Genomic DNA, 21,676 nt, shown 5'->3' on the forward strand with positions numbered 1-21,676 from the left:
GGGGGCATTCTCCAAGAGTGAGTGCCCTGCAATCTTTTCGAGTGTGACGCCCCGACCACGCCGAGGCCGCACAGGCCCGCATGTTTCAGGTGCTTATAGGAGGACTTGGTGCTTTCCCCCCTCGTGGCGACCTTCAGGACGCCCGATCTGAGGAAGAAGATCTTCTACGTCCTCGGCATCCTGGTGCTGTACCGCCTCGGTACGACCATGCCGTCGCCGGGCGTCAACTTCAAAGAGATCGACCGATGCGTCGAAGCCGCCAGCCGCGGCGACTCCGGTCAGATCTACTCGCTGATCAACATGTTCTCCGGCGGCGCGCTGTTGCAGCTGTCGGTGTTCGCGATCGGCATCATGCCGTACATCACGGCCAGCATCATCGTTCAGCTGCTCACCGTTGTCATCCCGCGGTTCGAGCAGCTGCGTAAGGAAGGCCAGTCCGGCCAGAACAAGATGACGCAGTACACGCGTTACTTGACGCTGGCACTTGCCGTGCTTCAGTCGACGGGCATCGTCGCGCTGGCCGCCAGCGGCAACCTGCTGCCGAGCACCGGGCCGGACTGCAACTCGCAGGACATCATCTCCGACCGTTCGATCTTCGGTCTCGTCATCATCATCATGGTGATGACCGCAGGCGCGATGCTCGTCATGTGGTTCGGTGAGCTCATCACCGAGCGCGGCGTCGGCAACGGCATGTCGCTGATGATCTTCGCGGGCATCGTCGCCCGCCTCCCCTCCGAGGGACGCAACATCCTCAACAGCAGCGGAGGCCTTCGCTTCGGTCTCGTCTGCGTCGCGATCCTCATCATCCTGATCGCCGTCGTGTTCATCGAGCAGGGCATGCGCCGGATTCCCGTCCAGTACGCCAAGCGCATGGTCGGCCGCAAGATGTACGGCGGATCGTCGACGTACATGCCGATCAAGGTGAACACCGCGGGCGTCATCCCGGTCATCTTCGCGTCGTCGCTGCTGTACATTCCGCAGCTCATCCTCCAGCTGACCAATCAGAACAGCACCGAGGTGGCCGGCTGGCAGGTGTGGATGCAGGACAATCTGATCAACCCGTCCAGCGTCTTCCACATCGTCACGTACTTCCTGCTGATCGTGTTCTTCACGTACTTCTACGTGGCTGTCACGTTCAACCCGGAAGAGCGCGCCGACGACATGAAGCGCTACGGCGGATTCATCCCGGGCATCCGACCCGGCCGCCCGACCGCCGAATACTTGGGCTACGTGCTCAACCGGATCACGCTGCCTGGTTCGCTGTACCTGGGCATCATCTCGATCCTCCCCAACCTCTTCATGGACATCGGAAGCGGCAGCGCTGCGAACATCCCGTTCGGCGGCACCGCCCTCCTGATCATCGTGGCCGTCGGCCTCGACACCATCAAGCAGGTCAACAGTCAGTTGATGCAACGCAAGTACGAAGGGTTCCTCAAGTGAGACTTGTCATTCTCGGTCCCCCCGGCGCAGGTAAGGGCACTCAGGCAGAGTTGCTGTCGGAGTCGCTCGGCATTCCGCACATCTCCACCGGTGATCTGTTCCGCGCCAACATCTCGCAGGGCACCCCGATCGGCGTCGAAGCGAAGAAGTACCTCGACGCAGGCAACCTCGTTCCGCCGGAGATCACCATCAACATGGTGCGTGAACGTCTCGCTGAACCCGACGCCTCAAACGGATTCATCCTCGACGGCTTCCCCCGCTCGACCGAGCAGGCGGTCGCTCTCGAAGGCATCCTCGACGACCTCGGGACCGCACTCGACGGCGTTCTGTCGTTCGAGGTCGACGCCGACGTGGTCGTCGAGCGCATGCTTGCTCGCGGGCGCGCCGACGACACCGAAGAGGTCATCCGCAACCGCATGTCGGTGTACGCCGCTGAGACCGCTCCGCTGCTCGACCACTACGCGTCGACCGTCAGTCGTATCGACGCCGTCGGTGACGTGCAGGAAGTGCATCAGCGCGTCCTGACCTCGCTCGGCAAGGCCTGACCGGACGCCAGTGGGATTCCGCAAACCCAAGGCCGTTCCGTTCCGTACGGCCGGTGAGCTCGACGCGATGGCGGCGGCAGGCGAGATCGTCGGCGCCGCGCTCGTAGCGGTGCGCGAGGCAGCCGCCGTCGGTGTCAGCACACTCGATCTCGATCAGGTCGCCGAGGCGGTGATCCGCGACGCGGGCGCCGTGCCGTCGTTCAAGGGCTACCACGGTTTCCCGGGATCGATCTGCAGCTCGGTCAACGACGTCGTCGTCCACGGCATACCGTCCAAGGACGTCGTCCTGGCCGAACACGACCTCGTCTCGATCGACTGCGGTGCGATTCTCGACGGCTGGCACGGCGACTCGGCGTGGACCTTCGGGGTCGGCGAACTGTCGACGCCGGACCACGAACTCAACGAGGCGACTCGCCTGTCGCTGGAAGCCGGAATCGCCGCGATGGTCGACGGAGCGCGTCTCACCGACGTCTCCGCGGCCATCGAACGGGGCACGATCGCCGCGGGCGAGAAGTTCGGCAGGCGGTTCGGCATCGTCGCAGGCTACGGCGGCCACGGCATCGGCCGTGAGATGCACATGGAACCGTTCCTCCCGAACGAGGGCAAGCCGAACCGCGGTCCGCGTCTGGTGATCGGATCGACGCTCGCCGTCGAGCCGATGCTGACGCTCGGCACCGAGGACACCACCGAACTCGACGACGGCTGGACGGTCGTCACCGACGACGGAACACGCGCGTCGCACTGGGAGCACACCGTGGCGGTCACCGCCGATGGACCGCGGATCCTCACCACACGCCCGGCCTGACGCGGCACTCGACGGTCTGTGAACCGTTCGACTGACAGTGCAGTGCGCGTCGTGCTGCGTGCGATGATCTCCTCTATTCCGGTACGGCGAGGAGGCCCACGATGACGTATCCGTACGGAGATCCGCGCCGCGGTCCGGGCACACCCGCGTGGGGAAATCCGCCGCCGATTCAGAATCCGCACCCGCAGTATCCCTTCCCACAACCCCAGTACCCGCAACCCCAGTACCCGAATCCACGGTTCTCGTACCCGCAGCCGAACGGTGGTGCGCCGCGCGGTCCCCGTGTCGGTGCGCCGATCGCTTGGATCATCGGGATCGTGGCGGCGGTCGTGGTCGTGGTGGCAGGCGTGATCGTGGTTCCTCGGCTCATCGACGGCGGCGGCATCGGCGGCAGTTCGGACGAGGAACAGATCGTCGCGCAGTTCGAGGGCTACGTCGAAGACCTCGGTGCAGGCGACTGGTCGTCGGCCGCGGACCGGATCTGCCGTGAATCGCCTATGCGGCCGATCGTTCAGGGACTCGGGCTCTTCTCCCAGACCGTCGGCGAAGGACGGACCCTCGACTTCGGGATCGACGTCCAGAACATTCAGATCAACGGCGACGACGCCACAGTGCAGGCGACGTTCGACTTCCCCGGGCTCGAGAACGCTCCCATGCCGGGAGCGGCGAAGAAGGTGGACGGCCAGTGGTGTCTGATGACGTGATGTCGGCACGCATGCGGATGATCATGTGGCTCGGGGCAGCGGTGGCGGCGGCGGGCGTGCTGGTGGGCGTGCTGGCGCTGGCGAGACCGTCGCCTCCTGCCGCGCCGTCCGACCGTGAGCTCATCGAAGAGCAGGTCCGCGGCTATGTCGACGATCTGTCACGCGGAGCGTTCCTCGCCGCCGTCGGGCGATCATGCTCGGCGACCCCGGTGGCACGCAGCGCGGTCACCGAGCCCCCGGGCGAAGTCGTCGTGCAGTCCACGGCGGTCATCAACGACGTGACGATCACCGGTTCGAGCGCCGTGGTCGACGCAGTCCTGGACACTCGGGGCGTGCGCACCGACCTGCCCATGCGCTTGGAGAAGCACAACGGCGATTGGTGCATCTCGGACCTACCGGGTCACTGACTCCGGTCGGTGGTCTCGACTGCCGCTCGTTCGCTTCGACAGGGCGGTCCACGCTCCCACTGCGAGCACGGCGAACGTGACGAGAACGTACGACGCTCCGATGATCTGCTGCCACCACGACCACGTCAGCTCGCGGTCGTCGCGGGCAGGCATGAGCCAGTGGGGACCCACGTAGAACATCACCAGGGCGGCGCCTGTCGTCAGGCAGAACGGGAGGTCGCGGCGGCCCTTCACGATCGCGTCGAGAGCGACGACGAGGGCGGGCACCGCCCACACCCAGTGGTGGGACCAACTGATCGGTGAGACGAGAAGCACCGCGGCCGCGTTCACGATCAGTGCGGTCGCGAGGTTGCCGTCGGCGAGGAGTCTGCGCATCCAGATCGCCGCGAGGACCACAGCGATCGCGGACAGGGCGATCCACACCAGCGACGACGCAGTCTCGCCGAGGCCGAGACGGAAAGCGAGTCCCTTCAACGATTCGTTGCCTGCGAAGTGCGGTGCGCCGATGCGACCGGTCTCGCGGAGCTTCGTGAACCAATAGGTGTGGGAGTCGCCGGGCATGATCAGCCATGCGACGCCGATCGAGACGATCGTCGAGCAGATAGTCGTCACGAACGCGCGCCAGTCCCGCCTGATCAGGAACAGCAGCAGGAAACCGGCAGGGGTCAGCTTGATCGAGATCGCGATGCCGATCAGCAGGCCGCGCGGCCATCTCTCGGAACGGTTCAGGACGTCGAAGGCGACGGCAGCCATGAGGACGGCATTCACCTGACCGAAGCCGAGCGTCTCGCGGACAGGTTCGAGGAACTGCGCGAAGGCGAGGACGACGAGGACGATCGCGAGGCGGACGCCGCGGTCCATCGTCGGGCGCAAGCGGTCGAGGACCAGCCAGACCGTCAGTCCGATGGACGCGAGCGTCAGCACGAACATGACGGTCGCGGCTGGTGTCGCGGGCATGGCGGCGAACGGCGCGAACACGATGGCCGCGAGTGGGGGATACGTGAACGGCAGGTGGATGTTCCCGTCGAGCGGCGGGAGCGGACCGTAGACGTCGTTGCCGTCGAGGAACGTCTGTGCGCCCAGCCGGTACACCATGAGGTCCAGGTAGCCGTGCCACACACGTAGCGTCAGACCAATCGCGGTAGTGGCGGCGAGAAACACCGCAGCCGCGATCACGAGGGTCCTCGGGGAGCGGTTGCGGAGCATCAGCGGGGTCGGCACCGGGCAAGAATACCAGCGCTGCCTGCGCAAACGCCGAATCGGGCAGGGGTGATTCAGGTCTCGAGCAGGATCGTCACCGGTCCGTCGTTGACCAGATCGACGTGCATGTGGGCACCGAATCGACCCGTCGAGACCGTGGCGCCGAATCCGCGCAGCGACTCGACGACGGAATCGACGAGGGGTTCGGCGGCAGGCCCCGGCGCCGCGGCGTTCCACGATGGACGTCGGCCCTTCGTGGTGTTCGCGTACAGGGTGAACTGGCTGATCACGAGGATCGGCGCATCGACGTCGGCTGCGGCCGCTTGTGGACGGTCGTCGTCGCCGTCGAGGATGCGGAGTCCCCATATCTTGTCGGCGAGCGTACGGGCGTCGGCCTCGTCGTCCTCGTGGGTGACGCCGACGAGCGCGACCAGACCCTGTGCTCCGTCGGCGAGGTCGAGTGAGCCGACGATCTCGCCGTCGACGGTCACCGACGCCGAACTGACTCGTTGCAGAACTGCCCGCATGTCAGTCGTCCAGATAGAACACGACGGTGACCGACGCCGTCACAGACGACGAACCGGCCTGGATCGGCATCGGTGCGGCCATCGCGCGCGCGGAGTACAGCGGTCGGACGTCCGATGCCGGTTCTTCGGTCACGGACTGCACCGCACCGAGACGCGCGCCTGCGAGCATCGCGTACTGCTCGGCGCGGGAGACGGCGTCGGCGAACGCGGCGTCGCGTGCCGCGGCGGCGAGGCCGGTGTCGTCCGAGATCGCGAACGACACGTTCTGGATCCGCGCGGCGTCGCCGCCGGCGCGGGCGGCTGCGGCGAGCACGGTCGGGACTCGCTCCAGATCCCGGAGGACCACCGTCATGGTGTGCGACGACGTGTAGCCGATGATCGGCGCGCCGTTCGGTCCGTGGTCGCCGTAACGCGGCTGCACCGATAGATGGGACGTCTGGATGTCACGAGACGGCACACCCGCATCGGTCAGCGTCGCGATCAGATCGGCGACCGCGGCGCCCGCGTCCTGCAGGGACACGCCCACGCTGTACGCGTGGCATTCCACACCGAGATCCACGTGCATCACATCGGGGACTGTCTGCGCTGCGCCGTGACCGACCACGGTCACTGTCCGCTCCACGTCGGTCACCGGTACAGGTTCTCCGGTCGATCCTTGAGGAGCATCGTGGTGATCCACCCGACCACCGAGATCACGATCGCGCCGAACACCCCGGACCAGAAGATGCCGTCCACCACCAGGCCGACATGGAAGACGTCCGTCGTCAGCCACGACGTGATGTTCAGCATCAACGCGTTGATCACGACGTGGATCAACCCGAGCGTCAAGATGTACAGCGGGATCGACAGGACCTGCACGACGGGTTTGATGAATCCGTTGACCAAGCCGAACACCATGGCCACGAGAAGAACGACGGCGGTCTTCGCCCACCAGGAGCTCAGACCGCCGAAGTCGAAGTAGACGCCGGGGACGATGACGTCCGCGACCCAGAGTGCAAAGCCCGTCAGGGCGCTGCGAATGAGGAATGCGCGCATGAGACCAGTGTTGCACGGGTGGTCATGGGTGCAGGCGAATCAGTACTGGGGAGGCTGGGCCGGCCACTGCTGCTGTCCCTGCTGTGGCGCAGGCGGATACATGTTCGGCGCCGCTGGGAGTCCCGGCTGCTGGCCGTAGCCCTGCGGACTGTAGCCCTGCTGCTGCTGTCCGCCAGGCTGCTGTGAATATCCCTGCTGCGGCGTGCCGTACGGCTGCTGCCCGAAACCCTGCTGCCCGAAACCCTGCTGCGGGGGATAGCCCTGCTGGGGCATTCCCGGCTGCGGCGGGTACTGCTGCCCGTATCCGGGCTGCTGTTGAGGGTAGCCGCCCGGCTGCCCGTTGGTGTTCGACGAGAACGCACCCATCACACGGGCGCGCTTGGCCGGGTCGCTGAACACCTTTACAAGGACACCGATCACCGCGGCCACGATGATCAGCACGATGATGGTTCCGAACGAGAAGCTCCCGCCGCCTCGACGGCGACGGGCGAGATGATCGACAGCCAAGTCGATGACGGGATCGCTTGAAGCGACGATTTCAGAAATCACGATTCGCCACCCTATGCCGTGCTCTCTCGATGCGACAGAGATCAAAGAGGTGAATCGACCGAACGGAGACCGATCCGCGCGTCGCCACGCCCGCGGGACGACAGCGGTGGTCGGAGTTGGCTGATACAACACATCTGACGTAGACTCGAACCTCGGTGCGTCGCGCGGGTTTCCGCATGTCTTCGCCCGGGCGTTGTTCACGTCCGGCCGGGGAGGAGCTCGCGTTCAGTGCCACCGTACCGGAAGCACGAAGGATCCAGGCTCGGTAACGCGTGAAAGCGTGTGACCGGGAGAATCGCGGAGGAAATGGCTAAGAAAGACGGAGCCATCGAGGTTGAGGGTCGCGTTGTCGAACCCCTGCCCAATGCGATGTTTCGCATTGAGCTGGAGAACGGTCACAAGGTTCTCGCCCACATCAGCGGCAAGATGCGGCAGCACTACATCCGCATCCTGCCGGAAGACCGCGTCGTTGTAGAGCTCTCGCCCTACGACCTCGCCCGTGGACGAATCGTCTACCGGTACAAGTAACCCCAGAAGTTCAACAAGGAGAACGCTGACGTGAAGGTCAATCCGAGCGTCAAGCCGATCTGCGAGAAGTGCAAGGTGATCCGTCGTAACGGCCGGGTCATGGTGATCTGCGAGAACCTGCGTCACAAGCAGCGTCAGGGCTGATCAGCGCCTTTTACAGGTCGCTTGAAACACACAACTGAATACCGCGTATGAACTTCCAGAACCAGTGTCCGCAGACGCGTGGACACCGACCCCCGGTTCAGAGGCCGGGGCCCGACGCATGAGTTCGGGACGGACTGGAAGCAGACCTCTGAGATACAGAAGGAACGCCCCACATGGCACGTGTTGCAGGTGTGGATCTCCCCCGCGAAAAGCGGCTGGAGATCGCACTCACGTACATCTACGGAGTTGGTCGTACCACCTCCAAGGAGATCATCGCCGCCACCGGTCTCTCGGCCGATCTGCGTGCGAAGGATCTGACCGACGCAGACGTCTCGAAGCTGCGCGAATACATCGAAGCCTCGGTGAAGGTGGAGGGTGACCTCCGTCGCGAGGTGCAGGCCGACATCCGTCGCAAGATCGAGATCGGCTGCTACCAGGGTCTGCGCCACCGTCGCGGCCTGCCGGTCCATGGTCAGCGCACCAAGACCAATGCCCGCACTCGCAAGGGCCCGAAGAAGACCATCGCCGGGAAGAAGAAGTAATGCCTCCGAAGTCACGTAGCGCAGGCCCGAAGAAGGGCACCCGCCGTCGCGATAAGAAGAACGTCCCGCTGGGCCACGCGCACATCAAGTCGACGTTCAACAACACCATCGTCTCGATCACCGACCCCGAGGGCAACGTGATCAGCTGGGCGTCGTCCGGCCACGTGGGCTTCAAGGGCTCGCGTAAGAGCACCCCGTTCGCCGCGCAGCTCGCTGCCGAGAACGCCGCTCGCAAGGCTCAGGAGAACGGCGTCAAGAAGGTCGACGTGTTCGTCAAGGGACCGGGTTCGGGTCGCGAGACCGCTATCCGTTCGCTGCAGGCCGCCGGCCTCGAGGTCGGCACCATCTCCGACGTGACCCCGCAGCCGCACAACGGCTGCCGCCCGCCCAAGCGGCGCCGGGTCTAAGCGGAAAGGAAGAGATAAGACATGGCTCGTTATACCGGCCCCGCCACCAAGAAGTCCCGTCGTCTTCGCGTCGACCTGATCGGCGGCGACGCATCGTTCGAGCGTCGCCCCTACCCGCCCGGCCAGCATGGTCGCGCACGCATCAAGGAGTCGGAGTACCTGCTCCAGCTCCAGGAGAAGCAGAAGGCTCGCTTCACCTACGGCGTCATGGAGAAGCAGTTCCGTCGTTACTACGAGGAGGCCAACCGCCGCTCGGGTAAGACCGGCGACGTGCTGCTCCAGATTCTCGAGACCCGTCTCGACAACGTCGTCTACCGTGCAGGCATCGCCCGCACGCGTCGTCAGGCTCGCCAGATGGTCAGCCACGGCCACTTCACCGTCAACGGTGTCCGCGTGGACGTGCCCAGCTACCGCGTGAGCCAGTACGACATCATCGACGTTCGTCAGAAGTCGCTGCAGTCGACGCCGTTCCAGATCTCTCTGGAGACCGTCGGCGACCGGACCCCTCCGGCCTGGCTGCAGGTGGTTCCGTCGACGCTGCGCATCCTCGTGCACTCGGTGCCTGAGCGTGCTCAGATCGACGTCCCGCTGACCGAACAGCTCATCGTCGAGTACTACTCGAAGTAAATCTGACAGCACACGCTGTTCAGATCCGCTTTCACGCCGTCAAATAGTGGTCGGCACGAAGGAGAAATCACCACATGCTCATCTCACAGCGACCCACCCTCTCCGAAGAGGTGCTGGCCGAGAACCGCTCGAAGTTCACCATCGAACCCCTCGAGCCGGGCTTCGGTTACACCCTCGGCAACTCGCTGCGGCGCACGCTGCTGTCGTCCATCCCGGGCGCAGCGGTCACCAGCATCCGCATCGACGGTGTCCTGCACGAGTTCACCACCGTCCCCGGGGTGAAGGAGGATGTCACCAACATCATCCTGAACCTCAAGGGTCTCGTGGTCAGCTCCGAAGAGGACGAGCCGGTCACCATGTACGTCCGTAAGCAGGGTCCGGGAGCCGTCACCGGCGCCGACATCGTGCCGCCCGCAGGCGTCACGGTTCACAACCCCGACCTGCACATCGCAACCCTCAACGACAAGGGCAAGCTCGAGATCGAGCTCGTCGTCGAGCGGGGCCGCGGTTATGTTCCGGCCGTGCAGAACAAGGCCTCCGGCGCAGAGATCGGCCGCATCCCGGTCGACTCGATCTACTCGCCGGTCCTGAAGGTGACCTACAAGGTCGAGGCCACCCGCGTCGAGCAGCGCACCGACTTCGATCGTCTGGTGCTCGACGTGGAGACGAAGAACTCCATCACCGCGCGCGACGCCTTGGCGTCGGCCGGTAAGACCCTGGTCGAGCTATTCGGCCTGGCTCGTGAGCTCAACGTCGAGGCCGAGGGCATCGAGATCGGACCCTCGCCCGCCGAGGCCGATCACATCGCTGCGTTCACGCTGCCGATCGAGGATCTGGAGCTGACCGTCCGTTCGTACAACTGCCTCAAGCGCGAAGGTGTCCACACCGTCGGCGAGCTCGTTGCACGTACCGAGTCGGATCTGCTCGACATCCGCAACTTCGGTCAGAAGTCGATCGACGAGGTGAAGGTGAAGCTCCACGGTCTTGGTCTGTCCCTCAAGGACAGCCCGGCCAGCTTCGACCCGTCGCAGGTCGCCGGTTACGACCCGGCCACCGGCACGTGGACGGACGAGGCGTCGTACGACGCCGACTCCGGTGAAGATTTCGCGGAGACCGAACAGCTGTAAGGGCTGCAAGAACCACTACGACTTCCCGGTCGCGAGATCGGTCAGTCCCCTCCTAGGAGAGAGAAATGCCCAAGCCCACTAAGGGTGCCCGCCTCGGCGGGTCGGCCAGCCACCAGAAGGCGATCCTGGCGAACCTCGCCACGGCGCTCTTCGAGCACGGCCGCATCACCACCACCGAAGCGAAGGCCAAGCGGCTCCGTCCGTACGCCGAGAAGCTGATCACCCACGCGAAGGCCGGCCAGCTGGCCAACCGTCGCGAGGTCATGAAGGACATCCGCGACAAGGACATCGTTCACACGCTGTTCGCGGAGATCGGCCCGCACTTCGCCGAGCGTCCGGGCGGCTACACCCGCATCATCAAGACGCTGCCGCGCAAGGGCGACAACGCCCCCATGGCAGTGATCGAGCTGGTTCGCGAGTCGACCGCATCGAACGAGGCCAACCGTGTCGCTCGCGCAGCGGCGTCGAAGGCGAAGGCAGCGGAGGAGGCTCCGGCCGCCGAGGCTCCCGCAGCTGTCGCCGACACCGCGGCCGACGCTCCGGCCGGCTCGCATGGGCCGATCGAAGGCGACGCTGCGCCCGAGGGTTTCCCGATCAAGGGCAACGCTCAGTCGAAGCTGTACCACCGCCCCGGCACTCGTTTCTACGAGTCGACCGTCGCGGAGATCTGGTTCGCCACTGAGGCGGACGCGGAGGCTGCAGGTTACTCCCTGCCGCCGTCGCAGCAGGAAGACTGATTCCTCAGCACGCGCAACTGCCCGTCCTCGTCGATGACGAGGGCGGGCAGTGTCGTCTGCGCATGCGGATCGGGTACGACGGCACCGACTTCTCGGGCTGGGCCACTCAGCCCGGACGCCGCACCGTCCAGGAGACCATCGAGACCACACTGTCCACGGTGCTGCGATCGCCCGTTCGGCTGACCGTCGCGGGCCGGACCGATGCCGGTGTTCACGCATCCGGGCAAGTAGTGCACTGCGATGTACCTGTCGACTCACTGCAGTCGAGGTCGATCGACGGTGACCCGTCGCGCCTCGTCCGTCGTCTCGCCAAGATGCTGCCGGACGACGTCCGTGTGAAGGCCGTCGAGCAGGTCTCCACGGACTTCGACGCACGGTTCGCTGCACTGGCTCGAACCTACGAGTACCGTCTCGCCGATGCGCTGTGGGGCGCCGAACCGACCTCTGCTCGCATCACTGCGGACTGGCCGCGACACCTGGACGTCGATCTGATGAATGCCGCGTCCGCGTCGCTGGTGGGACTCAACGACTTCGCGGCCTTCTGTCGGTTCCGGGAGGGATCGACGACGATCCGGGAGCTCCAGGAGTTCTCGTGGCGTCGCGACGACGCGGGTGTGCTGGTGGCACGCGTGCGGGCCGACGCCTTCTGTTGGTCCATGGTCCGTTCGCTTGTCGGAGCAGTCGCCGTCGTCGGTGACGGGCGGCGCGATCTCGACTGGTGCGTGGGACTGCTGGCCGAGAGAGAACGATCGGCTCAGGTGCCGGTCGCTCAGGCTCGTGGCCTCTGCCTGATGCGCGTCGATTACCCGCCGGAGTCGGAGTGGGCGGCCCGAAGCGCCCTGACGCGTGATGTACGGGACGAATCGGAGCTGCGCGGCGGCTGCTGCGGGGATTGACCCGGACGCGATCCGCGGGCGGGGCCGGGCCGCGCATCTGCACGGCCCGGCCCTGGTCGGGGCTTTTGGGAGGGAGCCTTAAGCGTGTGATTCAACCGTTCGGGAGACGATCGCAATACATTCCGACTGGTAACGTAATCTATGCCACGGCCCGGATCTCGTCAACCGGGACCGGGGTGAGAACAGATACAACCCGGCGATTCGTTCGATCAGGCGAAAGGACGACGATGGCGACCGACACGACAGCTGGGCGTCCACGTGACACTCGCATCGATGCCGCGGTTCTCGACGCAGCGCGAGACGTGATCGCCGAAGTCGGATACGCCGGCCTCACTTTCACCGAAGTAGCCGCACGTGCGGGCACCTCCGTCCCCGCCATCCGCCGTCGCTGGCCCAGCAAGTCGCATCTCGTCCATCGGGTGGTGTTCCCGGTCGAGGTCGCGATCCCGCCTCGGAATCCTCATGCGACCCTCGACGACGAGCTCGACTCGGTCATCGACGGCTGCGCGAGCCTGTTCTCCGACGCCGCGATGCGCCGAGCTCTGATGGGTGTCTTCAGCGAACTAGCCGACGACGACGACCTGCAGCGCGAAGTGACCGACCGCTTGCGATTCGCAGTGTGGGAGGACCTGACCGAACGGCTCACTCTCGCGGCCGCACGCGACGAGGTGACCATCGAGCCCGATCCGTCGCTGCTCATCGAAGCCGCGTTCGGTGCGACCCTGATGGCCGTCATGCTGCGCGGGGTGAAGGCCCTCGACGACCAATGGCGATCGGACCTTCACCGCGCGCTGTGGAGCATCCTCGTTCCCTGCTGACGCGCGCCCTTCCCAGTGTCAGGCGATCAGCGCGCGGAACGCATCGGGGAGTTCGTCGTCTGCGAGCTCGCGGAACTCCATCGGCCCACCCGTGTACGAGTCCTCCCCGACGATGTAGAGGTTCTCGTCGAACGGCCAGAAGATCACATTCCGCATCTTGACCAGGTAGTTCTTGGTGACGTCTGCGAACGCGGCCGCATTCGGGTTCTCAGCCACGTACGCGCCCGGTGAGATCATGGTCAACCAGCCCTCGATGACGATGCAGTCGTCGTCGACGAGCATGCGGTCGCAGTCGAACTCGAGGATGTGGGCGTTCGCCTCGACGAGGTGTGAGTAGTACGCGCGGACGCCGTCGAGCCCCTTGGGACCGACATCGCCCTCCATGTTCCAGAAGTGGTAGTTCGTGGTGGGGCCGAGAGTCCCCATCAGGCCGTCGAGATGGCCCTGGTGTTCGTAGTGCGCATGCTCGAGCATTCGTTCAAGCATCGTGCGGTGTCGGGGATTCGTGGTCAGTTCGATGCGTGCTCGGATGACGTCGCACAGTGCTTCTTGATTGATGGTGATCTTCGACATCGGGGCTGTCCTTGTCTTCGGTGGGGTGGTTGTCAGTTCGGAATCAGATGGGTGCGGTCGTGTTCGGCGAACGCGGCCTCAAGTGCTGCTCTGGCCTGTGCGTCGAGCGGGACGTAGCGGGCGCCGTCTCGGATCAGCACACGGTCGAGCGTGTGCCATGCGGCCCGACGCAGCGAGGTCTTGTCGACCTTCCGCGTAGCGGTCAACGGGAACCGTTCGGTCAGCCGAAGGAGATGCGGCGTCCACTTGGAGCCCATGTCTGGCTGGGCGTCCAGGAAGGCGGCGAATGCAGCCGGATCGAACGACTGATCGGTCTCCAGAGCCGCCATCACCCGGTCGCCGGTCTGCGGATCGGGGACGGCGTAAGCGCTCACGCCGCGGACGCCGTCGAAGCGCGCGATGATGCGCTCCAGCGGGGCCGTGGAGAAGTTCTCCGAATCGACGCGTATCCAGTCGTTGGTCCGACCGGCGAACCAATAGACGCCATCGGGTGTCCGGTAGGCGAGGTCGCCCGACCAGTAGTCGCCGTCGCGGATCTTCTCTGCCGTGGCTTCGGCGTTGTTGTAGTAGCCCTCGAAGCGGTCGCCGCCGCCGCGGGCGACGATCTCTCCGATGGCCTCCGAGCCGTTGAGCAGTGTCCCGTCGGCGGTCAGGACGGCGTCGGGGCACTCCCGACCGTCGTCGTTCACGATCGTCATGCCGAGCATCGGGTTCGGCGTGCCGAGTGCACCACGCGGTGTCGACGCGTCGCGAACGATCACGCACACGCCTTCCGACGAACCGTACGACTCGGTGACTGGTACGCCGAACCGTCGTTCGAAATCTTCGCGGTCGCGTGCGGACGCCTCTGTTCCCCACCCGAACCGGAGCTCGGTTGTGCGTTCCTCAGCGCATTCGGGCTGCGCGAGGATGTAGGCGAGCGATCGTCCGACGTAGTTGAAGAACGTCGCTCCGAACCGCTGCACGTCGGGCAGGAAGCCGGAGGCGGAGAACTTGTCGCGGAGGGCGTATGTGCCGCCGACTCCGAGGATGGGCGCCCACGCACTCATCACCGCGTTGCCGTGGAACAGCGGCATGGCGTTGTAGGCGACGTCATCGCGGCGCATGCCGTGCACGTTCAACATGCCGATGGCGCGAGTCGCGCCGAACTGCACCTGACGGCCTTGGGCGCCCCAGTCGAGCCCGACGTGAACAGCAGCAGAAGGGTGTGGTTGTCCGGGCCCTCTGCCGTGACGCCCGGTTGCACGTCGAGTAGCCGCCGGTAGTCGTCGGAGTCTGTGAAGACCAAGCGCACGTGGCCGTCGAGGTCGGCGGCCACCTCAGACTGCGACGGGCCGACGATCACGAGAGCGCAGTCGGTGCGGGCGACGTCCGCGACGAGTTCGGCGCCGCGCCGAGTGGGGTTGACGCCGACTATCGTCGCGCCGGCGAGTGCGGCCCCACCGATCAGGAACAGATACTCGGGGCTGTTGTCCATGAGCACGCCGATATGCCAGGGCGTGTCGGCGGGCAGCTCGGCGTGCACTGCGCGCATGGCCACGGCTCGTCGTTCACACTCGGCGACGAACTGCGACCAGGTCCACTCGTCGTCGCCGAACAAGAGTGCTGGTGCGTCGTCGTCTCGGCGTGCGCGGAGCAGATCGGCGGTCGTGGTGAGGTCCGGCACGGTCGACTCCCGTCGGTAATTACGTTCTACTTCGAAACGAAATTAGCGGCGAGTGTGACCCAGGTCAACCAATAGGGTCCGATTGGTGGGAGGTTCGGCGCAGATCAGTTCCGGCGGAACCCGCCCGACAACTCGGTGAGAAGCTCTGCCACCAGGGCGTTCGGCTTTGCATCCACCCGCAGGACGGCGGACACGGGCAGGGTGAAGCTCAAACTGCGTCTGCAGGAGATGCCCGGTTGCAGCGGGTCCTCGTACAGCACGGTCCACGCATCGGGGCGATTGACGAGCTCGAACGCCACCGAATGGCCCTCGCGGATCTCCGGGCCGAACCGGATCTCCGCGTCGGCGCGAGTGAATGCCTGCTGGACCAGCCGGTGGAGGAGCACCTGGCGCTCGGGTGGCGGGAGAAGCAGGGGATAGGCGGCGAGATCATTCGGACTGGGCGCCTGCCCGCCCGCGGCCAACGGGTGGCGCGAGTTGAACGCGATCACGGGCTGGTCCACCCACAGCGGATCCAGATACAGGTTGTCGCGGTCGACGGTCCCGCGGATCAGTGCGAGATCGGCCTCCCCTGACGCGACGGCGTCGATGCGTTGTGTGAACGGTTTGATGAGGAAGTCGATCTCGGCCTCCGGGTGCTGTTCGCGGACCGCGGAGACAGCGGCGAGGGCGGAGCGGGCGAACGACATGTTGGCTGCGATCCGAACCCGTTCGGGGCGCGGCGCGGTGGCCGCGATCGCCGCGTCGCGCATCGCCAACAGGTCTCGGGCGAACGGGAGCAGAGTCTCTCCGGCCTCGGTGAGCCGGACGCGTCGCTGGCTGCGGTCGAACAGTTCGGTGCCGAGCTCGCGTTCCAGGGCGGCGACCTGGTGGCTGATCGCGGACTGCGACACGAAACAACGCTGGGCGGCGCGGGAGAAGCCGCCGGTCTCTGCAACGGCGGCCACATACTCGAGCTGTCGAAACTCCATTCCGTCATTGTATGAACAAAGCAGATTGAAACCAGTAGGTATCGCCTGTTCGACGAGCTTGTTGATGCGTGATGGTTCTAGCACCCTGGTTGTAGAAGGTTCCATCCGATAAGGAGTGAGGGAAATGCGCACCACGGACGTCGTCGTCATCGGTTCCGGATTCGGCGGACTCGCCGCCGCCAAGCGGCTCGCGAAGTCGAAGGTCGAGACCGTGCTGATCTCGGCGACCGATGAGCACCTCTTCCAGCCGCTGCTGTATCAAGTCGCCACCGGGGTACTGGAGTCGGAGGAGATCGCGCCGAACATCGCCGACGTTCTGGCGAGCCGCGACAGCGTCTCGGTGGTCCGCGGATACGTGACCGCCGTCGACGCGCAGAACAAGGTGATCACCTACCGCACCGACGCCGGAGTCGAAGAGCTCGGCTACCGCAGCCTCGTCGCTGCCGCCGGAGTGGCCCAGGGCTACTTCGGGCACGATGAGTGGGCCGACCGGACGTTCTCCCTCAAGACCCTCGACGACGCCGTCACGCTGAGGGCGCATCTGCTGGACTGCTTCGCGCAGCCCGCGGGCGAAGCCGACGCGCACACCTACGTCGTGGTCGGAGCAGGCGCGACCGGTGTGGAGATCGCAGGTCAGATCCGCGAGCTGAGCACCAGGCACTTCACCGACGTGCCCGCGAAGGTGTACCTCGTCGAGGGCGCGGACGACGTTCTGCCGGTGTACGGCGGGAAACTGTCGACGTTCGCCCGCCGCACCCTCGAGCGCTCGGGCGTCGAGGTGCTCACCGGCACCGTCGTCACCGACATCAGCGACGGTCGGGTGACTGTGCGCAGCGGAGCCGACGAGCGGGTTCTCGAGTCCCGGACCGTCGTCTGGTCGGCCGGTGTGCAGGCGACCGGGCTGGCGAAGGTGATGGCCGATGCCACCGGGTGCGCCACCGATCGGGCCGGGCGTCTCCTCGTGAACGACGATCTGACTGTCGGCGACCGCGACGACGTCTTCGCCATCGGCGACATGACGAGTCTCAAGGGATACCCGGGACAGAGCCCGGTCGCCATGCAGCAAGGCAGGTTCGTCGCCGACGTGATCCGCGGCAAGAAGCCCTCCGGCACCGAGTTCGTGTACCTCGACAAAGGCAGCATGGCCGTTGTCAACAGGCACAACGCGGTGGTCGACGCCCCGTTCGGGATCACGCTGACCGGTGCCCTCGGCTGGATCACGTGGCTCGGTGTCCACCTGTACTACCTGGTCGGATTCCGCAATCAGGCCGCGGCCGTCGCCTCCTGGTTCAAGTCGTTCGTCGGGCGTGCCCGCCCGGGATTCGCGCAGGTGGTCCCCGCCTCCTCGACCGAGGTGGAGGACCGTTCCGCCGCCTGAACCGGTACTCGGGTCACCCCTCGAACGGCGGCCGTCGTCGAAGGGCGGTGCCGCCGAAGTCGTCGGCGATCGTCGCCGCCAACTCCACGAACGACCGCTTCGCCGCCTTGCCGAGAAGATCGAGATCGACGTCGGCGCCTTCGGCGAGGTGATCATCGAACGCGACGGTCTGCACCGCCCGGCACCGCGTCAGGAAATGCTGCGTGAGGTTGCCGATGTCGATCGACGACGACCCGGGCCGCGCCGAACTGAGCACGACGACACACCGCGGGATCAGGTGCCCGTAACCGTGCCCGTGCAGCCAGTCGAGCGTTGCCCCCGCACTGCGTGCCCCGTCCAACGCGGGTGAGCTGACAAGCACGATCGCGTCCGCCAGGTCGAGGACTCCACGCATGGAGCTGTTCGACATTCCGGTGCCGCAGTCGGTCAGGATGATGTTATAGAACCGCTGAAGGATCGCCATCACGCCGCGGTACTCGACGTCGTTGAAGGCCTCCGCCGCGGCGGGGTCTCGTTCGGAAGCGAGCACTTCGAGACGGCTCGGGGCCTGCGACGTATGAGCGCGGACGTCCGAGTAACGGGCGACCACCGGATCGGCGAGAAGATCGCGGACAGTCGACGCCGTCTGCGTCGGGACACGCTGCGCCAACGTGCCGAGGTCGGGGTTGGCGTCGACGGCGATCACCCGATCGCCGCGCAGCGATGCGAACGTCGACCCGAGTCCGACGGTCGTCGTGGTCTTGCCGACTCCGCCTTTGAGCGACAGGACCGCGATGCGGTAGTCGCCACGGACCGGCTGTCGGACGCGTTCGAGCAGGTCACGGTACTCGAGGTCGGCCGGCGACTCGCCCGGATTGACAGCGCCCGCGGTGAGCGTGTGGACCGCACGCCGCCACCCGTGAGCGGGAGCGCGCCGAGCCTTCCGAATCAGTCCGACTCCGTCCAGGGTCGGACCCATCGGGCCGCGCTGGACCGGAGGCGGGGCGGGTCGGGGAGCGGGCGCCGCCGACGGCGGACGGTCCGGAAGCGGGATCGGGGCAGGTGCGGGAGTCGATCCCGGCGGAACGATGCCGGACAGGTCGATCTCGCCCGGCGCGAATCCGTGGTCGACGGTGCGTGGCTGGTGCGACGTCGCAGGTCGCAGCCATGGCGGGGTCTGCGGATCGTGGGCGGTGGGCGCGCTCTGGTCGGTCGTCATGGATCCCCCTGGGTACGTGAACGCGGGCAGTGGCCGGAACGCTACTCCGGAATAAACGCGACATGCCCGCGGAAAACGAAATGGAACCGAAATCGCCTTTCGTGCGTCTGACCTTTCATGAGGACCACAAACGAGAACTCCGACAGCGCAGACGGCCTGACGACGGTCAGATCCCGCGGAGGCGGTATCAGTGTGACGTGCACGTCGACCGGACTGCCCGTCGCAATACGGCTCGAACCGGCGCAGTGCAGACGAGATCCGGACGGGCTGGCCGCCGACATCCTCGCCCTGTGCCGGTTCGCAGGTGTCACCGCCGGGGTCCGCAGGCGTGCCGCGCTCACGCAGCAGGGCGTCCCGGACGAGACGTTGTCGCTGCTGGGACTTCCGTCGCGTGCCGACCTCGTCGCCTCAGAGGAGCGACTCGATGCCGCAGGGGCACGACGATGATCACGATGGACGAGGTTCAACAGCGGGCTGAACGCCAGCTCCAGGCCCTAGAGGGCGTGCATGCTCGGCTGAACGAACTCGCGGTGACGGAGACCAGTGACGACGGTCGTGTCACCGTCGACGTCGACGTGACCGGTGCGATGACGGGCCTGACACTGCTCCCCGGGGCCGGAAACGGCCAACCGGCTGCGCTCGCCGATCTCATCGTGCGGACCGCGGTACGGGCCGCCACCAGGGTTTTCACCGAACGAGCCGACATCATGGCCGCCTTCGTCGCAGACTTCGCCGAACTCGCCGGGACGGATGCGCCGGGCGTGTCGATGGAACCGAACGGCGATTCCGTGCGTCCAACCTTGCAAGAACCCCAGTCGGAGGAGCGAGCATGAACGGACAGGTGCACGTGGTGCCGGCGGCACTCGAGGCTTTCGGATCGACTTCGGCGGCGCTCGGCGCCGCGACAGCGGGCGCGGAGGCTGCCGATGTCGCACAGGTCGCCGCGATGACCGCGGCATTCGGGCTGATCGGCCAGGAGTTCCTCGCAGCGTACGCCGTCGCCGAATCGAATCACCTGCGGGCCGTCGGCCAGATCGCCGCCGTCCACTCCGCGACCGCAGCGGCCGCGGCGGCGGGCCTGGCCGACTTCACCGCGACGGACATCGCCGCCGGAACGCGATTGGGACCCCGATGACCTGCGACGAGCCGTCCGACAGCGAGTTCACCGTCGGGGACGTGCTCGCACCGTCGGGGATCACCGCGCTACTCGATCGCCCGGTGACCGACGTTCTCGACGACCTCGGCCTCGACCCGACACCGGCACCGCTGCAGGTCCGTTTCCCCGAACTGCCGGGGATCGACCTGCCCGCACTGCCGATGCTTCCGGGTCTCGACCCGGCGGCGCTCGTCAAACCGATCATCGACCTGCTCGGAACGTTCGGCACCGGCAGACTCTCCGGGCCCGGAAATCCCGTCGAGTCGCTGACCAGTCTGTCCGGACTGATGGACAGCGGCGCGGCAGCCTTGCTCAAGGCGATCTCAGCGGTGGACGGCCAATGGCAGGGGACGGCTGGGACTGCCGCGATAGCGAAGGCCTCGAGCACCGCCGCCGAGTCGGGTCTCATCGCGGCACAGGGGACGTCGATGGCTGGTGACGTCACCGTCGCGGCCGGAATCGTCGGGGCGGGAATGACTGCACTGCAAGGAGTCGTCGCAAAGACCGTGGGCCTGCTCGCCGCGACCGCGCCGACTCTGGCGACACCGCCCGGTCAGCTGGCCGCACTGGGGATCGCCGCGGACGGGCTCGCTCAGGGGCTCGCGATAGTGGCGTCGACACGCGCTCAGCTGACGGCGCCAACCGCGAAGCTCGCCGCCACCGGGAAACCGGTGCCGGTGGGGAAGGTCCCGACGCCCGGAGGTGTGCCGTCGGGGGACGCACTCTCCGGGCTGCTCGGTAAGGCCGGACCACTCATCACCGCAGGACTGTCGGTAGTCGGATCGATGCTCGGCGGGACAACGGGTGCTGCACCGACGGGTACTGCACCGACGGGTGTTGGGCCGTCGATCACCGGGACCAAGGCCACGTGCTGTTCGTCGTGCACGCCGTCGACGGGAACACCGCCGGCATCACCGCAGTCGACGACAACGCCGCCGACGACCCAGCCGGTGACTGTCAAACCGGCGTCACTCGGTTCGGTCCCGTCCGGCTCGACGCCGTCGGTCAGTGCGCCTGACCAGCCGATACGGCTCGCCGACTGCCCGACCACCAGCAACGCGAGCGTGTCGGTGGAACCGGCCGCGCCGCAGTCGACGGTGTCCGCAGTGTCGTCGACCGGCACCGGTGGTGTGCCGCTGGCGCCGCTCGCGGCCGCCGGAACGGCGCGTCCCGTCGAGTCGCCGACCATGCGTGCCGTGGACACGGTTCACACGGTCGACGCCGAACCGCACCCCAGCACGTCGGACGCCGATCTGGCGGCGCTGCTCGCGCAGCCGTTCGGCGTCGACGTCGACCTCCGGCTCGTCGCCGGGGACACAGACCTCGCCGAATCCGTCTGATCCGGCGCACAGGAAAGGAACACACATGACCAGCGGACTCAACGTCGACGTCGGCGCCTCCCAGGCATCCGCGTCGTCGATCAAAGGGATCGTCGCCGAGATGCAGGGGATCATCAGCCGGATTCAGTCGTCGGCGGCTAACGGCGTCGGCACCTGGAGCGGGCGAGCGTCGACGTCGTTCGAAGGCTCGCACACCGATTGGCACGGCACCGCGACGCGGCTGCAGCAGGCCCTCGACGAGATCGAGACCAAACTGACGAGCGGCTTCCGCGGCTACGACGATCAGGACGCGTCCGCGGCCGCGTTCGTCGGCGGTTCGACCGGCTCGACGATCAGCATCTGACAACAGACGACAG

General features: G+C 66.3%; 30 protein-coding genes. 20 read left to right on the top strand and 10 right to left on the bottom strand.

Going from position 1 to position 21,676, the window contains the following annotated elements; translation table 11 throughout:
* The first annotated feature begins 108 nt into the window (after positions 1 to 108).
* The 5 genes from secY to WFK36_RS02360 all read left to right on the top strand — a co-directional run bounded on the left by secY (position 109) and on the right by WFK36_RS02360 (position 3,901).
* Complete coding sequence (gene secY, locus WFK36_RS02340) at positions 109 to 1,440, top strand: preprotein translocase subunit SecY (protein WP_008375938.1); 1,332 nt, start codon at positions 109 to 111, stop codon at positions 1,438 to 1,440.
* Complete coding sequence (locus tag WFK36_RS02345; protein WP_008375937.1) at positions 1,437 to 1,985, top strand: adenylate kinase; 549 nt, start codon at positions 1,437 to 1,439, stop codon at positions 1,983 to 1,985. The genes secY and WFK36_RS02345 overlap by 4 nt, the downstream gene beginning before the upstream one ends.
* 10 nt (positions 1,986 to 1,995) lie before the next feature.
* The gene (gene map, locus WFK36_RS02350; RefSeq protein ID WP_008375936.1) at positions 1,996 to 2,790 is read left to right on the top strand and encodes a type I methionyl aminopeptidase; all 795 of its coding nucleotides are present in this window, start codon (positions 1,996 to 1,998) and stop codon (positions 2,788 to 2,790) included.
* Between the two features lie 101 nt (positions 2,791 to 2,891).
* A complete protein-coding gene (locus WFK36_RS02355) occupies positions 2,892 to 3,494 on the top strand; it encodes a hypothetical protein (protein WP_336789334.1) in 603 nt (200 codons plus the stop codon).
* Entirely contained in the window at positions 3,479 to 3,901 is a 423-nt protein-coding gene (locus tag WFK36_RS02360; RefSeq protein WP_157435714.1) for a hypothetical protein, read from the top strand. Before WFK36_RS02355 ends, WFK36_RS02360 begins: the two co-directional genes overlap by 16 nt.
* Here the strand turns inward: WFK36_RS02360 and WFK36_RS02365 are convergent.
* From WFK36_RS02365 to WFK36_RS02385, 5 genes are read right to left on the bottom strand one after another with little or no spacing between them, the layout of a single operon-like run.
* Entirely contained in the window at positions 3,887 to 5,122 is a 1,236-nt protein-coding gene (locus tag WFK36_RS02365) for a glycosyltransferase 87 family protein (RefSeq protein ID WP_336789339.1), read from the bottom strand. The two genes, WFK36_RS02360 and WFK36_RS02365, sit on opposite strands and share 15 nt — an antisense overlap.
* Positions 5,123 to 5,175: 53 nt before the next feature.
* A complete protein-coding gene (gene dtd / locus WFK36_RS02370) occupies positions 5,176 to 5,628 on the bottom strand; it encodes a D-aminoacyl-tRNA deacylase (protein WP_008375932.1) in 453 nt (150 codons plus the stop codon).
* A gap of 1 nt (position 5,629) precedes the next feature.
* Positions 5,630 to 6,259 carry an SIMPL domain-containing protein gene (locus tag WFK36_RS02375; protein ID WP_336789341.1) on the bottom strand — a complete coding sequence of 210 codons (630 nt, stop codon included), beginning with the start codon at positions 6,257 to 6,259 and terminating at the stop codon, positions 5,630 to 5,632.
* Positions 6,256 to 6,663, bottom strand: coding sequence for a phage holin family protein (locus WFK36_RS02380; protein WP_008375930.1), 408 nt, complete (start codon positions 6,661 to 6,663; stop codon positions 6,256 to 6,258). Before WFK36_RS02380 ends, WFK36_RS02375 begins: the two co-directional genes overlap by 4 nt.
* A gap of 39 nt (positions 6,664 to 6,702) precedes the next feature.
* Entirely contained in the window at positions 6,703 to 7,212 is a 510-nt protein-coding gene (locus WFK36_RS02385; protein WP_336789343.1) for a hypothetical protein, read from the bottom strand.
* Positions 7,213 to 7,518: 306 nt separating this feature from the next.
* Between WFK36_RS02385 and infA the strand changes: the two genes are divergently transcribed.
* The 9 genes from infA (at position 7,519) to WFK36_RS02430 (ending at position 13,038) form a co-directional block, all read left to right on the top strand.
* Positions 7,519 to 7,740, top strand: a complete 222-nt coding sequence (infA, locus tag WFK36_RS02390; RefSeq protein WP_007616247.1) for a translation initiation factor IF-1 — start codon at positions 7,519 to 7,521, stop codon at positions 7,738 to 7,740.
* A 30-nt stretch (positions 7,741 to 7,770) separates the two neighbouring features.
* Positions 7,771 to 7,884: a 50S ribosomal protein L36 gene (gene rpmJ / locus WFK36_RS02395; RefSeq protein ID WP_024332746.1), complete on the top strand. Its 114-nt coding sequence runs from the start codon at positions 7,771 to 7,773 to the stop codon at positions 7,882 to 7,884.
* Positions 7,885 to 8,057: 173 nt separating this feature from the next.
* Positions 8,058 to 8,426: a 30S ribosomal protein S13 gene (gene rpsM / locus WFK36_RS02400; protein ID WP_008375925.1), complete on the top strand. Its 369-nt coding sequence runs from the start codon at positions 8,058 to 8,060 to the stop codon at positions 8,424 to 8,426.
* Positions 8,426 to 8,833 (top strand): 30S ribosomal protein S11, encoded by a 408-nt coding sequence (gene rpsK / locus WFK36_RS02405; protein ID WP_006895581.1) that lies wholly within the window; start codon positions 8,426 to 8,428, stop codon positions 8,831 to 8,833. Before rpsM ends, rpsK begins: the two co-directional genes overlap by 1 nt.
* Before the next feature lie 21 nt (positions 8,834 to 8,854).
* A complete protein-coding gene (gene rpsD / locus WFK36_RS02410; protein WP_008375923.1) occupies positions 8,855 to 9,460 on the top strand; it encodes a 30S ribosomal protein S4 in 606 nt (201 codons plus the stop codon).
* Positions 9,461 to 9,534: 74 nt separating this feature from the next.
* Positions 9,535 to 10,587 (top strand): DNA-directed RNA polymerase subunit alpha, encoded by a 1,053-nt coding sequence (locus tag WFK36_RS02415; RefSeq protein ID WP_008375922.1) that lies wholly within the window; start codon positions 9,535 to 9,537, stop codon positions 10,585 to 10,587.
* 65 nt (positions 10,588 to 10,652) lie between these two features.
* Entirely contained in the window at positions 10,653 to 11,324 is a 672-nt protein-coding gene (gene rplQ / locus WFK36_RS02420) for a 50S ribosomal protein L17, sunset domain variant (protein WP_336789356.1), read from the top strand.
* Between the two features lie 62 nt (positions 11,325 to 11,386).
* Entirely contained in the window at positions 11,387 to 12,220 is an 834-nt protein-coding gene (gene truA / locus WFK36_RS02425; RefSeq protein WP_336789358.1) for a tRNA pseudouridine(38-40) synthase TruA, read from the top strand.
* Positions 12,221 to 12,447: 227 nt separating this feature from the next.
* Positions 12,448 to 13,038 (top strand): TetR/AcrR family transcriptional regulator, encoded by a 591-nt coding sequence (locus WFK36_RS02430; protein ID WP_008375919.1) that lies wholly within the window; start codon positions 12,448 to 12,450, stop codon positions 13,036 to 13,038.
* 18 nt (positions 13,039 to 13,056) lie between these two features.
* Here the strand turns inward: WFK36_RS02430 and WFK36_RS02435 are convergent, their stop codons facing one another.
* The 4 genes from WFK36_RS02435 to WFK36_RS02450 form a co-directional block, all read right to left on the bottom strand.
* The gene (locus WFK36_RS02435; protein ID WP_336789361.1) at positions 13,057 to 13,611 is read right to left on the bottom strand and encodes a hypothetical protein; all 555 of its coding nucleotides are present in this window, start codon (positions 13,609 to 13,611) and stop codon (positions 13,057 to 13,059) included.
* A 32-nt stretch (positions 13,612 to 13,643) separates the two neighbouring features.
* A complete protein-coding gene (locus WFK36_RS02440; protein WP_336789363.1) occupies positions 13,644 to 14,765 on the bottom strand; it encodes an AMP-binding protein in 1,122 nt (373 codons plus the stop codon).
* Positions 14,729 to 15,277: an AMP-binding protein gene (locus tag WFK36_RS02445; protein WP_336789365.1), complete on the bottom strand. Its 549-nt coding sequence runs from the start codon at positions 15,275 to 15,277 to the stop codon at positions 14,729 to 14,731. The genes WFK36_RS02440 and WFK36_RS02445 overlap by 37 nt, the downstream gene beginning before the upstream one ends.
* Before the next feature lie 104 nt (positions 15,278 to 15,381).
* Entirely contained in the window at positions 15,382 to 16,248 is an 867-nt protein-coding gene (locus tag WFK36_RS02450) for a LysR family transcriptional regulator (protein ID WP_336789367.1), read from the bottom strand.
* Between the two features lie 124 nt (positions 16,249 to 16,372).
* Between WFK36_RS02450 and WFK36_RS02455 the strand changes: the two genes are divergently transcribed.
* Positions 16,373 to 17,626: an NAD(P)/FAD-dependent oxidoreductase gene (locus WFK36_RS02455; RefSeq protein ID WP_336789369.1), complete on the top strand. Its 1,254-nt coding sequence runs from the start codon at positions 16,373 to 16,375 to the stop codon at positions 17,624 to 17,626.
* Between the two features lie 13 nt (positions 17,627 to 17,639).
* Here WFK36_RS02455 and WFK36_RS02460 read toward each other — a convergent pair whose 3' ends face one another.
* On the bottom strand, positions 17,640 to 18,917 hold the full coding sequence (locus tag WFK36_RS02460; protein WP_419717467.1) for a MinD/ParA family ATP-binding protein: 1,278 nt from the start codon (positions 18,915 to 18,917) through the stop codon (positions 17,640 to 17,642).
* Positions 18,918 to 18,941: 24 nt separating this feature from the next.
* Between WFK36_RS02460 and WFK36_RS02465 the strand changes: the two genes are divergently transcribed.
* The 5 genes from WFK36_RS02465 to WFK36_RS02485 are packed head-to-tail and all read left to right on the top strand — an operon-like array spanning position 18,942 to position 21,663.
* Positions 18,942 to 19,271 carry a hypothetical protein gene (locus tag WFK36_RS02465; protein ID WP_075052013.1) on the top strand — a complete coding sequence of 110 codons (330 nt, stop codon included), beginning with the start codon at positions 18,942 to 18,944 and terminating at the stop codon, positions 19,269 to 19,271.
* A 5-nt stretch (positions 19,272 to 19,276) separates the two neighbouring features.
* Positions 19,277 to 19,657 (top strand): YbaB/EbfC family nucleoid-associated protein, encoded by a 381-nt coding sequence (locus WFK36_RS02470; RefSeq protein ID WP_336789375.1) that lies wholly within the window; start codon positions 19,277 to 19,279, stop codon positions 19,655 to 19,657.
* Complete coding sequence (locus WFK36_RS02475) at positions 19,654 to 19,959, top strand: type VII secretion target (protein ID WP_336789377.1); 306 nt, start codon at positions 19,654 to 19,656, stop codon at positions 19,957 to 19,959. Before WFK36_RS02470 ends, WFK36_RS02475 begins: the two co-directional genes overlap by 4 nt.
* Positions 19,956 to 21,320 carry a hypothetical protein gene (locus WFK36_RS02480; protein ID WP_336789379.1) on the top strand — a complete coding sequence of 455 codons (1,365 nt, stop codon included), beginning with the start codon at positions 19,956 to 19,958 and terminating at the stop codon, positions 21,318 to 21,320. Before WFK36_RS02475 ends, WFK36_RS02480 begins: the two co-directional genes overlap by 4 nt.
* A gap of 25 nt (positions 21,321 to 21,345) precedes the next feature.
* Positions 21,346 to 21,663 (top strand): WXG100 family type VII secretion target, encoded by a 318-nt coding sequence (locus WFK36_RS02485; RefSeq protein WP_008375907.1) that lies wholly within the window; start codon positions 21,346 to 21,348, stop codon positions 21,661 to 21,663.
* Positions 21,664 to 21,676 lie beyond the last annotated feature (13 nt).

The organism is Gordonia malaquae, assembly GCF_037148075.1.
Taxonomy (GTDB): domain Bacteria; phylum Actinomycetota; class Actinomycetes; order Mycobacteriales; family Mycobacteriaceae; genus Gordonia; species Gordonia malaquae.

Bases quoted from the DNA above. Each gene is read 5' to 3' on its own strand.
- WFK36_RS02355 (WP_336789334.1), top strand. From the start codon at position 2,892: ATGACGTATCCGTACGGAGATCCGCGCCGCGGTCCGGGCACACCCGCG.
- dtd (WP_008375932.1), bottom strand. From the start codon at position 5,628: ATGCGGGCAGTTCTGCAACGAGTCAGTTCGGCGTCGGTGACCGTCGAC.
- WFK36_RS02380 (WP_008375930.1), bottom strand. From the start codon at position 6,663: ATGCGCGCATTCCTCATTCGCAGCGCCCTGACGGGCTTTGCACTCTGG.
- infA (WP_007616247.1), top strand. From the start codon at position 7,519: ATGGCTAAGAAAGACGGAGCCATCGAGGTTGAGGGTCGCGTTGTCGAA.
- rpsM (WP_008375925.1), top strand. From the start codon at position 8,058: ATGGCACGTGTTGCAGGTGTGGATCTCCCCCGCGAAAAGCGGCTGGAG.
- rpsK (WP_006895581.1), top strand. From the start codon at position 8,426: ATGCCTCCGAAGTCACGTAGCGCAGGCCCGAAGAAGGGCACCCGCCGT.
- rpsD (WP_008375923.1), top strand. From the start codon at position 8,855: ATGGCTCGTTATACCGGCCCCGCCACCAAGAAGTCCCGTCGTCTTCGC.
- WFK36_RS02415 (WP_008375922.1), top strand. From the start codon at position 9,535: ATGCTCATCTCACAGCGACCCACCCTCTCCGAAGAGGTGCTGGCCGAG.
- rplQ (WP_336789356.1), top strand. From the start codon at position 10,653: ATGCCCAAGCCCACTAAGGGTGCCCGCCTCGGCGGGTCGGCCAGCCAC.
- truA (WP_336789358.1), top strand. From the start codon at position 11,387: ATGCGGATCGGGTACGACGGCACCGACTTCTCGGGCTGGGCCACTCAG.
- WFK36_RS02430 (WP_008375919.1), top strand. From the start codon at position 12,448: ATGGCGACCGACACGACAGCTGGGCGTCCACGTGACACTCGCATCGAT.
- WFK36_RS02435 (WP_336789361.1), bottom strand. From the start codon at position 13,611: ATGTCGAAGATCACCATCAATCAAGAAGCACTGTGCGACGTCATCCGA.
- WFK36_RS02450 (WP_336789367.1), bottom strand. From the start codon at position 16,248: ATGGAGTTTCGACAGCTCGAGTATGTGGCCGCCGTTGCAGAGACCGGC.
- WFK36_RS02455 (WP_336789369.1), top strand. From the start codon at position 16,373: ATGCGCACCACGGACGTCGTCGTCATCGGTTCCGGATTCGGCGGACTC.
- WFK36_RS02465 (WP_075052013.1), top strand. From the start codon at position 18,942: ATGAGGACCACAAACGAGAACTCCGACAGCGCAGACGGCCTGACGACG.
- WFK36_RS02470 (WP_336789375.1), top strand. From the start codon at position 19,277: ATGGACGAGGTTCAACAGCGGGCTGAACGCCAGCTCCAGGCCCTAGAG.
- WFK36_RS02475 (WP_336789377.1), top strand. From the start codon at position 19,654: ATGAACGGACAGGTGCACGTGGTGCCGGCGGCACTCGAGGCTTTCGGA.
- WFK36_RS02480 (WP_336789379.1), top strand. From the start codon at position 19,956: ATGACCTGCGACGAGCCGTCCGACAGCGAGTTCACCGTCGGGGACGTG.
- WFK36_RS02485 (WP_008375907.1), top strand. From the start codon at position 21,346: ATGACCAGCGGACTCAACGTCGACGTCGGCGCCTCCCAGGCATCCGCG.